The organism is Nonomuraea sp. NPDC050404, assembly GCF_040655495.1.
In the GTDB taxonomy this organism is placed as follows: domain Bacteria; phylum Actinomycetota; class Actinomycetes; order Streptosporangiales; family Streptosporangiaceae; genus Nonomuraea.
Genome location: NZ_JBFAKB010000012.1, coordinates 68,313 through 82,536, shown reverse-complemented (window position 1 = coordinate 82,536; position 14,224 = coordinate 68,313). Strand labels below are relative to the sequence as shown.

General features: G+C 68.8%; 14 protein-coding genes. 8 read left to right on the top strand and 6 right to left on the bottom strand.

The genetic code is table 11. From position 1 onward, the window contains the following. Nucleotides 1–31: 31 nt before the first annotated feature. Complete coding sequence (locus AB0I81_RS31405) at nucleotides 32–1,333, bottom strand: extracellular solute-binding protein (protein WP_360663728.1); 1,302 nt, start codon at nucleotides 1,331–1,333, stop codon at nucleotides 32–34. Nucleotides 1,334–1,559: 226 nt separating this feature from the next. Between AB0I81_RS31405 and AB0I81_RS31400 the strand changes: the two genes are divergently transcribed. Beyond that, nucleotides 1,560–2,819 carry a sulfatase gene (locus AB0I81_RS31400; RefSeq protein WP_360663726.1) on the top strand — a complete coding sequence of 420 codons (1,260 nt, stop codon included), beginning with the start codon at nucleotides 1,560–1,562 and terminating at the stop codon, nucleotides 2,817–2,819. A gap of 10 nt (nucleotides 2,820–2,829) precedes the next feature. Here AB0I81_RS31400 and AB0I81_RS31395 read toward each other — a convergent pair whose 3' ends face one another. After that, entirely contained in the window at nucleotides 2,830–3,885 is a 1,056-nt protein-coding gene (locus AB0I81_RS31395) for an ROK family protein (protein WP_360663724.1), read from the bottom strand. Nucleotides 3,886–4,616: 731 nt separating this feature from the next. On the opposite strand from AB0I81_RS31395, the gene rpsB reads away from it, so the two are divergent. From rpsB to AB0I81_RS31370, 5 genes are all read left to right on the top strand, one after another. After that, nucleotides 4,617–5,582 carry a 30S ribosomal protein S2 gene (gene rpsB / locus AB0I81_RS31390; RefSeq protein ID WP_360663723.1) on the top strand — a complete coding sequence of 322 codons (966 nt, stop codon included), beginning with the start codon at nucleotides 4,617–4,619 and terminating at the stop codon, nucleotides 5,580–5,582. 445 nt (nucleotides 5,583–6,027) lie between these two features. Further along, on the top strand, nucleotides 6,028–6,861 hold the full coding sequence (tsf, locus tag AB0I81_RS31385) for a translation elongation factor Ts (protein WP_360663721.1): 834 nt from the start codon (nucleotides 6,028–6,030) through the stop codon (nucleotides 6,859–6,861). A gap of 145 nt (nucleotides 6,862–7,006) precedes the next feature. After that, nucleotides 7,007–7,705 (top strand): UMP kinase, encoded by a 699-nt coding sequence (gene pyrH / locus AB0I81_RS31380; protein WP_360663719.1) that lies wholly within the window; start codon nucleotides 7,007–7,009, stop codon nucleotides 7,703–7,705. Between the two features lie 43 nt (nucleotides 7,706–7,748). Then, on the top strand, nucleotides 7,749–8,306 hold the full coding sequence (gene frr, locus AB0I81_RS31375) for a ribosome recycling factor (protein ID WP_360663718.1): 558 nt from the start codon (nucleotides 7,749–7,751) through the stop codon (nucleotides 8,304–8,306). Nucleotides 8,307–8,465: 159 nt separating this feature from the next. Then, entirely contained in the window at nucleotides 8,466–9,305 is an 840-nt protein-coding gene (locus AB0I81_RS31370; RefSeq protein ID WP_360663716.1) for a phosphatidate cytidylyltransferase, read from the top strand. 2 nt (nucleotides 9,306–9,307) lie between these two features. Here AB0I81_RS31370 and AB0I81_RS31365 read toward each other — a convergent pair whose 3' ends face one another. Beyond that, nucleotides 9,308–10,330 (bottom strand): suppressor of fused domain protein, encoded by a 1,023-nt coding sequence (locus tag AB0I81_RS31365; protein WP_360663714.1) that lies wholly within the window; start codon nucleotides 10,328–10,330, stop codon nucleotides 9,308–9,310. 124 nt (nucleotides 10,331–10,454) lie between these two features. Here AB0I81_RS31365 and rlmN point away from each other — a divergent pair, with 124 nt between their 5' ends. Continuing rightward, entirely contained in the window at nucleotides 10,455–11,555 is a 1,101-nt protein-coding gene (gene rlmN, locus AB0I81_RS31360) for a 23S rRNA (adenine(2503)-C(2))-methyltransferase RlmN (RefSeq protein ID WP_360663712.1), read from the top strand. 5 nt (nucleotides 11,556–11,560) lie between these two features. Here the strand turns inward: rlmN and AB0I81_RS31355 are convergent, their stop codons facing one another. Both AB0I81_RS31355 and AB0I81_RS31350 read right to left on the bottom strand, forming a co-directional pair. Continuing rightward, nucleotides 11,561–12,229 carry a hypothetical protein gene (locus AB0I81_RS31355; protein WP_360663710.1) on the bottom strand — a complete coding sequence of 223 codons (669 nt, stop codon included), beginning with the start codon at nucleotides 12,227–12,229 and terminating at the stop codon, nucleotides 11,561–11,563. Beyond that, complete coding sequence (locus AB0I81_RS31350) at nucleotides 12,226–12,951, bottom strand: ATP-binding cassette domain-containing protein (protein WP_360663708.1); 726 nt, start codon at nucleotides 12,949–12,951, stop codon at nucleotides 12,226–12,228. Before AB0I81_RS31350 ends, AB0I81_RS31355 begins: the two co-directional genes overlap by 4 nt. Nucleotides 12,952–13,041: 90 nt before the next feature. Here AB0I81_RS31350 and AB0I81_RS31345 point away from each other — a divergent pair, with 90 nt between their 5' ends. Next, nucleotides 13,042–13,590: a DivIVA domain-containing protein gene (locus tag AB0I81_RS31345; protein WP_360663706.1), complete on the top strand. Its 549-nt coding sequence runs from the start codon at nucleotides 13,042–13,044 to the stop codon at nucleotides 13,588–13,590. Here AB0I81_RS31345 and AB0I81_RS31340 read toward each other — a convergent pair. Next, nucleotides 13,585–14,223: an HAD family hydrolase gene (locus tag AB0I81_RS31340; protein ID WP_360663704.1), complete on the bottom strand. Its 639-nt coding sequence runs from the start codon at nucleotides 14,221–14,223 to the stop codon at nucleotides 13,585–13,587. The genes AB0I81_RS31345 and AB0I81_RS31340 overlap by 6 nt on opposite strands. Nucleotide 14,224 lies beyond the last annotated feature (1 nt).

The following is a 14,224-nucleotide window of genomic DNA, read 5'->3' as shown; positions in this document are numbered from 1 at the left end:
AAGTCGATCATGCTGCGATGGGTACGGACGACTACTGCCACAGGTTCGCCTGGAGCTCGTCGACCATTCTCTGAGCGGCCTCGTTCGAGGGCAGCCGGCCGAACATCACCTCGGACGCGTGTCGTGCCAGCACGCCGGGCAACTCGCCCCCGCCCGCGGGTATCGGATCGGGCGCCGGTCCCAGCTCGGGCGCGATGGATTCGAGATAGTCGACCGCGCGCTGGTCCGGCGGCGGCAGGGCGTCCGCGATGTGCTCGCTGACCTTCTTGTTCGGCGGCAGTCCTCGCTCTGCCAGCAGGACCTCGCCGGCCTCGTTCGAGTTCGCCAGGAAGTCGATCAGGGCCTGCGCCTGCGCCGGATGTCTGGTCCGTGATGATCCGCTCCAGAACATCGAGGCGCGCAACCAGAGCCGGCCGTCGCCGGTCTTGCCGGTACATGTCGGGTAGCGCAGCGGGCGGATCTCCTCGCCTGACGCGTCGTCGTACACGGCCAGCAGGTTGGAGTAGTCGGGCGCCATGGCGTACCGCTGCTGGGCGAACCCGCGCTGGCCGATCGGCGCAGCCACGTCCTCCGTGGACTCGGCGGCAGGCGGTACGGATCCCCGCTTCAGCAGGCCGAGATTGAAGTCGAACCAGGAGGCGAGGTGCGCGGCGGTGAAACCAAGCTTGTCTCCGACGAAGAGCGCGGCCCCGAACTGGCGCAGGTACACGCCCAGGGCTGCGTCCTGGGCGACCATGCTCGCCATTCCGCGGGTGCCGGGCCTGGCCGCGGTGAGCCGGGCGCTGAGGTCGGCCAGGTCGTTCCAGGTCCAGGTCCGGTCGTCGGGCAGGTCCACTCCTGCCGCACGGAAGACCGCCGGGTTGGCCAGGATGGTGGGTGCGTTGACCCCGGCGTTGATGCCGACCAACGCACCGTTGCTGACCCCGGGCTCCCTGGTCCCCGGCGTGAAGTTGGCGACGTTCACGTTCTTCAGGTCGAGCAGGGCCTCACGTCGCGCGTACTCGGGCAGGAACTTCTCATTCATCTGGAACACGTCGGGCGCGTCATTGGCCGCCATCTGCGTGGCGAGCTTGTCGAAGTAGCCTTCGATCTGACCGAATTCCAGCGACACCCGAATGCCGGGATGGGTCTGCTGGAAGACCTTGACCGCCTGGGTGGTCAGCTTCTGCCGCACCGCGTTTCCCCAGTAGGCGAACCGCAGCTCCACGCGTCCGGAGGACCCGGTACTGGGCTGGGAGCAGCCCGCCAGACCGCCCGCGATCGCACCGGCGGCCGCGGCGCCGAGTGCCAGTACCGAACGCCGGCTGTACCGGGGGCTGGTGCTCTTCGACATGGAACTCGTTCCTTCCGTCCAACCGCCGGGCCGTCGGGACCGGGCTGACACGACCGGGTGCGATCGGTTCAGGCAATCAGCAGCCCGCCGGGCAACCAAGGGGGTTGCGTTACTCGGCGGCCGGCGCGGCGACTTTGTCAACGTCCCCGCTGCTGCCTCGGGATGGCGGTGAGGATGGCGCAGCACGCTTCCGATCCCGCTGAACGTCTGGAGATGGCCCGCACAGATGAGTTCTCAGAGCCCGAACATCATTCTGATCCACTGGCACGATCTTGGAACCCACCTGGGCGCATATGGTCACCAAGGTGTCCAGAGCCCGCGGCTCGACCATCTGACTGAGACATCCGCGCTCTTCACGAACGCGTTCTGCACCGCTCCACAGTGCAGCCCGTCGCGTGGGTCACTGTTCACCGGCCGCTATCCGCACGCGAACGGGCTGATGGGCCTGGCTCACACGGGTTGGGAGTACCACCAGGGAGAACAGACCCTGCCGATGATGTTGCGGCCGGCCGGATACGAGAGCACGCTGATCGGTCTGCAACACGAGAGCAGCGATCCACACCGCCTCGGATTCGATCATGTCTACTCGCCGGCGCCCTCGATGCCGGCCGATGAGGTGGCGGCGCGGGCGGCGCAGTGGCTCGCGAGCCCTCGCGACCGGCCATTTCTCCTCACGGTCGGCTTCCTGGAAACCCATCGGCCCTACCCGGCCGAGCGCTATCCGGCAGTCGATCCCGACTCCGTGGCGGTGCCGCCGTACCTCCCCGACCGCCCCACGACCCGCGACGATCTCGCCGCCTTCTACGGTTCGATCAAGGTCGCGGACCGGGCCGTCGGCGCGATCCTCGACGCTGCCGATCAAGGACCGAACGCGAGCGACACCTGGATCATCTTCACCACCGACCACGGCGCGGCCTTCCCGCGGGCAAAGGGAACTCTGTACGATCCGGGCCTGCGGGTGGCGCTCCTCATCCGCCCACCTGAGGACCGGCGCCGGACGGCCGTCATCGATCACCCGGTCAGCCTGGTCGACGTGGTGCCGACCCTCCTGGATCTCGTCGGGCAGCCCATCCCGCCGACGGTGCAGGGCCACAGCTTCCTGCCCGCGCTCTCCGGACGGCCGATGGGATCACCGGCCGCGATCTTCGCCGAGAAGACCTCCCATCGGGAGTACGATCCGATGCGCTGTATCCGGGACGACGGGTTCAAGTACATCCGCAACTACGAGCCGGGTCCGCGCCTGCTGCTACCCAGCGACATCGAGGGCAGCTTGACCCGGGAGGGAATGGGTGATGAGCATCTGCGCCCCCGGGCGGCGGAAGAACTGTACGACCTGAACGCGGACCCGCTGGAGTCGGTCAACCTTGCGGACGTCGCCGAGTACGCCCCGGTACGCGACCGGTTGGCGGCCCGGCTTGATCGCTGGCAGCACGAGACGGGCGATCCGATCCTGGCCGGGCCGATCCCCGCGCCCATCCGGGGCTGATCCCGGAGTCTCAGCCGGCCGCCTGCTCCCAATGGGGCTTGCCCGTACGGTCGATCACCAGGCGTCGCGACGCGTCCATCAGCACCAGGGCGGCCGCACCCAGCGGCTCCGGGCGGCGCAAGGTACTGAAACGCAGGGCTACCGCCCGCCTTGCCGCCGGCAGCGCACGCCGATCCATCTCGACCCGGATGGCGTCCAGGATCACCGGCCCGCACTGCCGGCTGAGCAGCCCGCCGACGATGAACAACGACGGGTTGAGAATGTTGATCAAGGTGCTCACCGCCACCCCGACCTGTGTGCCGATGTTCGTTATGGCGCGCAGGGCCGGGGGTTCGCCGCGGTTGATCAACTCGAAGATCCGGTCCGGCTCGACCTGGCCGTAGACCGGGTGAAGGGCCCGTTGGATGCTGCCCAGCGAGGCGACCGTCTCGAGACAGCCCTGGCTGCCGCACCGGCAGATCTCACCGTCCGGATCGACGACGATGTGACCGAGTTCGCCGGCGAATCCGTCCCGGCCACGCAGCAGTTGCCCGCCCGAGCAGATTCCACCGCCGACATTGGCGTCGAGCCCGATCCAGATGAAGTCGTCCACCCGGCGTCCGGCACCCCAGAGCCGCTCGGCCATCACCGCCAGATTGCCATGATTGCCGACGTAAACGGGGAGCCCCACCTTTTCCTGGAGGAGCTCCCTGACCGGGGCATCGACCCACAACTGATGGCAACTGGACGGTGCGGGGCGGAGTGTCTCCGGGTCGATGGGGGCCGGGATGGCGACGCCCACGCCGAGGCACGTGCCGTGCGTGCCCACCGCCTCGTCGATGACATCCCGGACCGCACGGGCGACGATGCCGAGCGCCTGGTCGATGTCGAGCGGGTCGATGAGGGGATAGTCGGACGAAGCGACCACCACGTGGGCGAGATCGGCGGCCAGGCACCGGACGTGGGCATGGGTGATGTTCACCCCGACCACGAAACCCAGGCCGGGGCGGAGACGTACCGCATGGCCGGGACGTCCCATGCGCGTCTCGGGATCGGGTGGCGCGGGAGCGTCGGTGACGAGGTTCATTCGTGCGAGCTCGGTGATGACCTGGCCGACGCGGGTGCGGCTGATCCCCAGGGTTCGGGCGAGGTCGGCCCGGGAGGCGGGGCCGGAAGTCCGTAGCGCCAGGAGAATCTGCTCCTCGGAGCTCCCCGCCTGCAGCCCGTCCCGACCCTTTCCCTGCGAAAGGGGGCGACTGCCCAAGCTGGTGTCATCCACGCCGCCATTATCACTGCGTCACGGTCGGCTCGCTCCCTGCGGCGACGGCTGGGTGGCGGATTGGAGCGGGGCGAAGGCCGAGAAAAGAGGGCGGGCCGGGGTGGGTCTGGCACGGGGCGGCAGGTGGGTCTGGGGCGGGTGTGGCTCGGGATGGCGGGTGGGCGTGGCTCGGGGTGGAGAGGGCTGGAGGCGGGGAGTCGGCTCAGGGTGGGGCTACGCCGGGAACTGGGCTGGAGGGCAGGTGAGGGGTGGCGCGGGTGGTGGGGGAGGCGGGGGCTGAGCGGGTGGTGGTGTCGGGGAAGGGATGGATGTCCGTTTGACCGCAGACGGTCAGCCTGGGGTGGTGTGGGAGGTAGACTTTTCGGTGGCCTGTGACCACAGGCCGACTTCGCATGCCCCATTGCGGACCGCGCCATCGGTCCGGGCTACTTGTCCGGCGGGAGCGGGTTCGGGGCATCAGGGCGGCAGACAACGCGCTGTCGCGGAACAACCGAGAACCGCGCCCATCCGCAGGGCGCCCAGACCTGGAGGACCAGCACATGGCCCCCGTCGTCACCATGCGACAGCTGCTCGAGAGTGGCGTTCACTTCGGTCACCAGACTCGGCGCTGGAACCCGAAGATGAAGCGCTTCATCTTCACCGAGCGCAACGGCATCTACATCATCGACCTGCAGAAGTCGCTGTCGTACATCGACCGCGCCTACGACTTCGTGAAGGAGACTGTCGCCCACGGCGGCACGATCCTGTTCATCGGGACGAAGAAGCAGGCTCAGGAGGCCATCTCCGAGCAGGCCGCCCGGGTCGGGATGCCGTACGTCAACCAGCGCTGGCTGGGTGGCATGCTCACCAACTTCTCCACCGTGCACAAGAGGCTGCAGCGTCTGAAGGAGCTCGAGGAGCTCGACTTCGACAACGTCGCCGCGTCGGGGCTCACCAAGAAGGAGCTCCTCATGCGCCGCCGTGAGAAGGACAAGCTTGAGCGTACGCTCGGCGGAATCCGTGACATGGGCCGCGTGCCCAGCGCGGTGTGGGTCGTCGACACCAAGAAGGAGCACATCGCGATCAGCGAGGCCAAGAAGCTTGGCATCCCTGTCGTCGCGATCCTCGACACCAACTGCGACCCCGACGAGGTCGACTACCCGATCCCCGGCAACGACGACGCCATCCGCGCCGTCGGCCTGCTGACCAGGGTCGTCGCCGACGGTGTCGCGGCCGGTCTGATGGCTCGCTCCGGCGCCGCCCGCGGCGACGAGAAGCCCGCCGCCGCCGAGCCGCTGGCCGAGTGGGAGCGCGAGCTCATCGAGCAGGGCACCGGCGAGCGCCCGGCCGACGAGGCCCCCGCTGCCGCTCCCGAGGAGGCCGCCGCGGCTCCCGCCGAGGCCGAGGCTGAGGCTGAGGCTCCCGCCGAGGTTGAGGCTCCCGCCGAGGCCGAGGCCGAGACCAAGACCGAGGTTGAGGCTGAGGCCGAGACCCCGGCCGCCGAGGGCGACGAGAAGCAGGCCTGACGCTTCTCCGAGGGTGTCGCCGGCCTGCCGGTCCGGTGTTCTGAGCCCTGCCGTCCGATGAGGACGGCGCGGGTCAGGAGGGCCGGCAGGCCGGCGTCCCCGAGGTAGACGGTTGGTTGTTGCGGCGGGCAGGCTCTCAGAGAGGGCCGGGACACGGCAGCGGGCAGGCTTCCCTTGCCGTGGAGTGCCTGGGCATTGTGGTGGTGAGGGCAGGGTCTTCTCACACCATGGCGTCGAGGTGAGTGGTAAGCCGAAGCGAGGCTGGGCAGTATGCCGAGCGAAGCAGCAGCGAACCGGGCCGACCCGAGCTCCGGGCAAGACAAGGCTTCCCGTACGGCGCACGCCTGCCGTACGAACCCCGGGTGGGTGGCCGATCACGGCACCCGCCCGATCCACGATGACGACGACGAAATCCCACGACGAAATCCCACAAGGAATAAGAGCAATGGCTTCCGTGAACATGGCCGACGTCAAGCGGCTTCGCGAGATCACCGCTGCCGGCATGATGGACTGCAAGAAGGCGCTGGAGCAGTCCGAGGGCGACTTCGACCGCGCCGTCGAGCTGCTGCGCCTCAAGGGCGCCAAGGACGTGGGCAAGCGCGAGTCCCGTACCGCCTCCAACGGTCTGGTCGCGCTCAAGCAGGACGGTGACACCACCGCCGCGCTGGTCGAGATCAACTGCGAGACCGACTTCGTGGCCAAGGGCGAGCGCTTCCAGGAGCTGGCCGCCCAGGTCGTCGCGCACATTCTGGCGACCAGGCCCGCAGACGTGGCCGCGCTGGTCGAGTCCTCCTTCGACGGCAAGACCGTCAAGGAGCACCTCGACACCGCCAACGCCGCGCTCGGTGAGAAGATCGAGATCCGCCGGTTCGCCGTGCTTGAGGGCGGCTACGTCGGTGCCTACATGCACAAGACCGACCCGGCCCTGCCGCCGGCCGTCGGCGTGCTGGTCCAGCTGGACAAGCCGAACGCCGAGGTCGCCAAGGACATCGCGCAGCACGCCGCCGCGATGGCCCCGCAGTACCTCAAGGCCGCCTCCGTTCCCGCCGAGGTCGTCGAGAAGGAGCGCAAGCTCTTCGAGGAGATGACCCGCGACGAGGGCAAGCCCGAGGCCGCCATCGGCAAGATCGTCGAGGGCCGCGTGAACGGCTGGTACAAGGACTTCACGCTGCTGCAGCAGGCCTTCGTCAAGGACAACAAGAAGAGCGTGGGCAAGTACGCCGAGGAGAACGGCGTCGAGGTCCTCGGCTTTGTCCGCTTCAAGGTCGGTCAGGCTTAGGCTTAGGCAAGCTGCCAGCTCAACGATCCGCCGAATGAAGGAGGCCGCCGCCGTGCAGGACCACCGGGAGTCAGCCCACGAATCCACACGGACGGCGGCTTCCCCATTTCCAAATCCGCAAGGACCACTCCGGTGGAAGCGGGTGATGTTGAAGCTGTCAGGGGAGGCGTTCGCCGGCAGCGAGCCGCTGGGCATCGATCCGGTGGTCGTCGATCACCTGGCCGATTCGATCGCCGAGGCGGTCGCGGAGGGCGTGCAGGTCGCGGTGGTGGTGGGCGGCGGCAACATGTTCCGCGGCGCCACCCTGTCGCAGGGCGGCATCGACCGGACCAGGGCCGACTACATGGGCATGCTCGGCACGGTGATCAACTGCCTGGCCCTGCAGGACTTCCTCGAACGGCGGGGCGTGGAGACGCGCGTACAGACCGCCATCACCATGCAGCAGGTGGCCGAACCGTTCCTGCCGCGCCGCGCGATCAGGCACCTTGAGAAGGGCCGCGTGGTCATCTTCGGAGCGGGGCTCGGCTCGCCGTTCTTCTCCACCGACACCGCGGCGTCCCAGCGGGCCCTGGAAATCGGCGCCGAGGCGCTGCTCAAGGGCACACAGGTGGACGGAATCTACGATTCCGACCCACGCAAGAACCCGGACGCGGTCAGGTTCGACCACCTCGACTACGGTGAGGTGCTGCTGCGCGACCTCGCGGTCATGGACGCCACCGCGATCAGCCTGTGCAAGGACAACGATCTGCCTATCGTGGTCTTCGACCTCATGGGCGAGGGCAACATCCTGCGAGCGGTACGCGGTGAGAAGATCGGCACGCTGGTGAGTCCCGCAGGCAAATGACGGAGCGAGCCCGACACCGCCAGCTAGAAGACAGGGAGCCGCTGTGATCGACGAAACCCTCCTCGAAGCCGAGGACAAGATGGACAAGGCCGTTTCGGTCGCGAAGGAGGACTTCGCGAGCATCCGTACGGGCCGAGCCACCCCTTCGATGTTCAACAAGATCAACGCCGAGTACTACGGCACGCCGACGCCGATCCAGCAGCTGGCGTCCTTCCACGTGCCCGAGGCGCGCATGGTCCTCATCCAGCCCTATGACAAGGGCTCGATGCAGGCGATCGAGAAGGCCATCCGCGACTCTGACCTCGGCGTCAACCCCACTGACGACGGTCAGGTGATCCGTGTGACGTTCCCGGAGCTGTCCGAGGAGCGCCGCAGGGAGTACATCAAGGTCGCCAGGAACAAGGGCGAGCACGCCAAGGTGTCGATCCGCAACATCCGCCGCTCCGCCAAGGAGATCCTCGACAAGATGATCAAGGACGGCGAGGCGGGTGAGGACGAGGTCAGGCGGGCCGAGAAGGAGCTCGACGACCTCACCCAGAAGCACGTCGCCAAAATCGACGAGCTGCTCAAGCACAAGGAAGCCGAGCTGCTCGAGGTCTGAGCGCGCGCCGGCACGGCAGGCCGTGCCAGGCAGGTCGCACGGCGGGCCGTGCTGCTGGGCCGGCCGTACCGCGGGCCGTGCCGAGCGGTTCGCCGCTGGTAGCGGGTCACCTACGGCCCTCGCCGCCGATGGCGGGGGCCGTGGCCTTTGGAGAAGTCTGTGGAAGAACGTACGGCCGGCACCAGCGCGGACGGCGGCAGCCGTGGCGGCAGGAACCTGCCCGCCGCCATCGCGGTCGGCCTGGTCCTGGCCGGGTTGGTGATCGGTACCGTCTACACGATCAAGGAGCTGTTCCTCCTGGTGGTCGTGTGCGCCGTCGGCGTCGGCGTGCTGGAGCTGGTCAAGGCCTTCGCGATTCGCGGTATCAAGGTTCCCGTCATCCCCGTGCTGGCGGGTCTGGTGGCGATGCAGGCGGGGGCGTACTGGGGCGGGCCGTTCTGGTTGCTGGCCTCGTTCGCGATCTTCGTGTTCGTGTTGCTGATCTGGCGGATGTTCAGCGACGGCACTGACGGGTACGTGCGGGACGCCACCGCCTCGGTGTTCACGCTGTTGTATCCCGCGATGCTGACCTCGTTCGTGGCGCTGCTGCTCAAGCCGGACGACGGCGACCACCGAGTGGTGATCTTCGTCGCGGTGACGGTGGCGAGCGACATCGGCGGCTACATCGCGGGCGTGCTGCTCGGCAGGCACCAGTTGACGTCGATCAGCCCGAAGAAGACCTGGGAGGGGCTGGGCGGATCGGTCGTCGCGTGTACGGCGGTCGGGGCCTGGCTGGTCGTCTGGCTGCTGGGCGGGGAGATCTGGCAGGGCGCGCTGATCGGCGGCCTGGGGGCGCTGCTGGCGACCGTGGGTGACCTGATCGAGTCGATGATCAAGCGGGATCTCGGCATCAAGGACCTCGGCACGATCCTGCCGGGGCACGGCGGGCTGATGGATCGGCTGGACTCGCTGGTGACGACGCTGGTGCCGGCCTGGCTGCTGATGACGTTGTTCTTCTGAGGCTAGCCGCGCCGGGCTTCCAGGGGCTGGGTGGTCGTGGGGGACAACCAGAGCCAGCGGACCATCTCACCGCCAAACGCGAATCCCGACATGTCGGGCATGTGGGGTGGGCCGGCCTGCATGAGAACGCCCGTGTACTGCGGCCCCAGCGGGAACGTCGAAGGCTCGTGATACCACTTCGCCGTGTGCCCATGGCCCAGCCACGTCACCGAGTGCCACGGATACTGCGACAACCACACCAGCAGCAGCGCCGCGTCCTTCGGATCCTCGCGGGTGGCCACGGCCAGCTCGATCCTGGCGTACGCGCCGGGTTTGTCGATCCACTGCTCGACCGTCGGCATGCGCTGGCAACTCATCCCGACCGTGGACAACACGGTGAAGCCACGGTCGGCGTGCGGCGGGCGCTCGGTGATCCCGACGGTCGGCAGCCGCTCGCCGCTGGCGTCCCAGTACCGGTCGGCCGGCCCCAGCACCCGGTCCAGATGCCCCATCACGAACTGCTGGAACGACGGCCACGAACCCTCGCTGTGCCGCCAGCGCCAGTAGGATCTGGCGTTGGAGATACGGGGCTCCAGCCCTTCGAGCGCCTCCGACAGCGCCCAGGCGAACGGCGACTCGCCCACCGCGTCACGCGCGTAACCGGGCATGCCCCTGCTCATGTCGGCCCAGCCGGGGATGACCGCGAGCAGCTCGTCGTCCTCGTAGAGGGCCACGCCGTCGCCCTCCTCGAACCACAGCGGGCTGAGTTGCCCGAGCGGCCGGCGGCCTTCCGGGTGCAGCGTGTTGGGGCGGGGCATCAGCGGCGGCAGGCCGGCGTTGATCCGGACGAGGTCCACGACGGGCGGGGCGGCACGGTGGTTGGCCAGCCAGACGGCTCCGTGGACCGTACCGTCCGGCGAGCACAGGTAAGCTACCGAGGAGTCCTCGTCCCGCTCGACCACGAGCGTCCGGCTCCCGTACGGGTTGCCGGCGGCGAGCACGACCTCGGTGCCACCCTCGCCAGATGCCGACCGAAAAATCGCCATACGAGATGACTGTAGATCGGTCGGAGACCATGATGCGAGTCGTCCCGTGACCAGGAATGCCACCTCCGATCCGAACGTTGATTACCCTGGTCGCAAAGCCCTCAAGCCAAGCAAAGGCAGCAAAGTGTCACAGCCTCCAGGTCAGCTCACCTTCGTCGCGCCCCGGCGGGCCAAGCCCGCCCGGCACCTCGCCGACCTGTCGATGGCCGACCGGCGGGCCGCGGTCACCGAGCTGGGGGAGAAGGCTTTCCGGGCCGACCAGCTCTCCCGCCACTACTTCGAACGCCTGACCACCGACGTGGGGTCGATGACCGACCTGCCCGCGGCGGCCAGGGAGAAGTTGTCCGCGCTGCTGCCCGATCTGCTCACCTCGGTCAGGGAGATGACGACCGACGGGGGCACCACCCGCAAGACGTTGTGGCGGCTGTTCGACGGGGCGCTGGTCGAGTCGGTGCTCATGCGTTACCCCGACCGGGTCACGATGTGCGTGTCCTCGCAGGCCGGGTGTGGCATGAACTGCCCGTTCTGCGCCACGGGACAGGCGGGCCTGACCCGCAACATGTCCACCGCCGAGATCGTCGAGCAGGTCGTGTCGGGGGCGCGGGCGCTGGCCGCCGGCGAGGTGCCCGGCGGGCCCGGCCGGGTCAACAACGTGGTGTTCATGGGCATGGGCGAGCCGCTGGCCAACTACAAGCAGGTGATCGGCGCGGTGCACCGCCTGGTGGATCCCGCGCCGCACGGGCTGGGCATCTCCGCGCGCGGGGTCACGGTCTCCACCGTCGGCCTGGTGCCCGCCATCGGCAAGCTCGCCGACGAGGGGCTGCCCGTCACGCTGGCGCTGTCGCTGCACGCGCCCGACGACGAGCTGCGTGACACGCTGGTGCCGATCAACACGCGGTGGAAGGTGTCGGAGGTGCTGGACGCGGCGTGGGCGTACGCGGCGAAGACCAAGCGGCGGGTCTCGATCGAGTACGCGCTGATCAAGGACATCAACGACCAGGAATGGCGGGCCGACCTGCTCGGCAAGCTGGTCAGGAACAAGCTCGTGCACGTCAACCTGATCCCGCTCAACCCGACGCCCGGCTCCAAGTGGACGGCTTCGCGGCCCGAGGATGAGCGGGCTTTCGTGCGGCGGCTGGAGTTCCACGGCGTGCCGGTCACCGTGCGCGACACGCGCGGGCGGGAGATCGACGGCGCCTGCGGGCAGCTCGCCGCCGCAGAGTAGGAGCTTCACGTTCTACGGCGCAGCCAGGCGTAGGCGGCCAGGCCGACGAGGCACCAGACCAGCGAGATCGCGGCGAGCTGGGTGAACTGGCCGAACAACTCGCCGGAGTTGGCGGCCTTCATCCACGGGATGAGCGGCACCGTGAGCCAGTACAGGGACGTGGCGCCCACCAGCAACATCGCCAGGAAGCCGAGCAGCAGGGTCATGATCGACATGGCCGGGGACGGCAGGATGACCCGGCTGGTGAGGGCGCCGAGAGCGGTGCCGGTCAGGGCGGACAGCGCGTACAGGACGAGGGCCACCGAGAGCAGGCCGGACGGAGGGGCGCCGGTGATGCCCAGCAGCAGGCCCCAGAGCAGGCCGAGCGCCGCGAAGACGGCGCAGGCCGCGAACGCCGCCAGCAGCCCCGCCGCCACCTCCCTGCCACGGCCGCCCACCTGGACCGCCGACATCTCGCGCTGAGCGTCGGGCTCGGTGTCCAGCAGGCTTCTGGCGGTCCAGGCCAGGATGGGGACGAGGAGGATGGCGCCGTCCACGAGCACGGTCGCCTCGGCCCCCCGGGGTGCGCGGTTGCCGTGGACGATGGCCAGCACGGCGAGGGTGAGGAGCAGCGCCTGGTACACGCGGTGCGAACGGATATAGGCGGCCAGGCGGAAGGCGGCCAGGGCGATCATCCGGTCTCCTCGATCTCGCGAGCCTGATAACCCTCGTCGCGCATCCTGGCCAGGAAGCGCGCGAGTTCGCCCGCCGGTACGGTGACGGCCACGGTGGCCGGCGCGGAAGCGACTGACAGGGGCGCGGCGGTGCTCTCCTTGAGGTGGCCGTCCACCACGGACCAGTGGCGCAGGTCGGGCAGGCCGCGCAGGCCGCCCTGGTGGTCGCTGGCGATGACGATGCCGCCACGGCCCGCCACCTCGGTCGTGATCGAGGGAAGAGCCTCGCGCGTGTCGGCGTCCAGGCCCGCGAACGGCTCGTCCAGGATCAGCAGCCCGGGATCGGCCATCAGCGCCTGGGCCAGGCCGACCTTGTGCGCGCTGCCCTTCGACAGGTCGCCGAGCGGGGTGCCGAGGAGATGACCCATGTTCAGGCGCTCGATCCACGGCTCCCAGCGCGCGCCGCCGCGCACCCGGGACATGTGCCGCAGGTACGCCGTGACCGTGAACGGCTGGCTTGCGGGAAAACGGTCGGGGGCGAAGCCGACCACGGCGGGTCGTTCGGTGATCGTGCCCGTGGTGGGCCTGGCGAGGCCCGCCAGGAGGCGGAGCAGGGTGGACTTTCCCGCTCCGTTCACGCCGGTCAGCTCGATGATGTCGCCGGGGGCGAGGCTGGCGTCGGCGTCTTCGATGACGAAAGGTTCACGTCTTCGGTAACGGAAGGAGACGTTGGACAGACGCATGGTCCCGTAACGGTATATGTCAGGTCGCAGGGTCAGGATAAAGGCCCGACAATGGGGGTACCCCAGCCGCACATCTCAAAAGGAGTGAGCTTGAACCGCTTTCCGCGCGTCATGGGTATGCGTTCAGGCTATGACCCCGTCGAAGTTGACGCCCTGATCGGGCGGATCGAGTCGACCCTGGGCCGAGGCACGCACACGTTGGAACCCGTCACGGCCGACGAGGTCCGCACGGCCACCTTCCGCGCCAAACGCGGTGGCTACCAGGAGACGGCGGTCGACTTCGCGCTGGAGGCGTTCGTGGTGGCGCTGGAGACCCAGTCCAGGCGGCCCATCCGGCTGGCGATGGCCGAGCCCACCGGTGAGATGTTGCGCGAGGAGTGGTTCGAGACCCAGGCCGCCCGGGTCGAACGCGTGGCCTTCCGCTCCGGCCGCATGGGCACCGGCTACAACGAGGACGAGATCGACGCCATCCTCGACCGGATCGTGGCCACACTGCGCGGCACGACCGACTACCCGGTGACGGCCAAGGAGGTGCGGGAGGCGAAGTTCTCGACCGTGATGTTCCGCGCCGGCTATCTGATCGCGGACGTGGACTCGTTCCTCGCGGGCATCGCCGACGTACTGGAGCAGCGGCTATAGAGCGTCAATAAGGCCACGCAGATCGGGCAGGACACGCTGGACCACCGACGCGTCGGCAGGCTCCTCACCGAGCCGGTTGATCCACACCCGGGGCAGGCCCAGCCGATGCGCGGGCACCATGTCGTGGAAGTAGCTCTGGGCCACGTGCACCCACACCTCGGGCTCGTACGAGCTCCGGAACAGCTCGAAGTGCGCCGAAGCCGGCTTGTAGGCCCCCGCGTCCTCCGCCGTCACCACCGCGTCGAACGGCACGGGCAGGCGGCGACGCGTCCCGGCGACGAGGTCGCGGTCGCAGTTGGTCAGCAGCGCCAGCCGCCACCCGGCCTCCCGCAGCGCCGTCAGCGACTCCCGCACGTCGGGGAACACCGGCCAGTACGGCAGCGTCTCGGCCGCCACCGAGGCGTCGTCCGCGTTCAGCTCCACCTTTGCTTCCGCGCACGCCCTGCGCAGCGCCTCGGCCAGCACCTGCCGGTAACGCATCGAGGGAAATTCGCCCTGGACGGCCGGCTCGTGCCGGTTGTACGCCTCCAGCAGCCGCGCCCCCTCCCCGGGAGCGATCAGTTCGGCACTGGTGCGCAGGCCGTGCCGCCAGTCGACCAGAGTTCCGTAGCAGTCGAACGTAACCCATCGCATA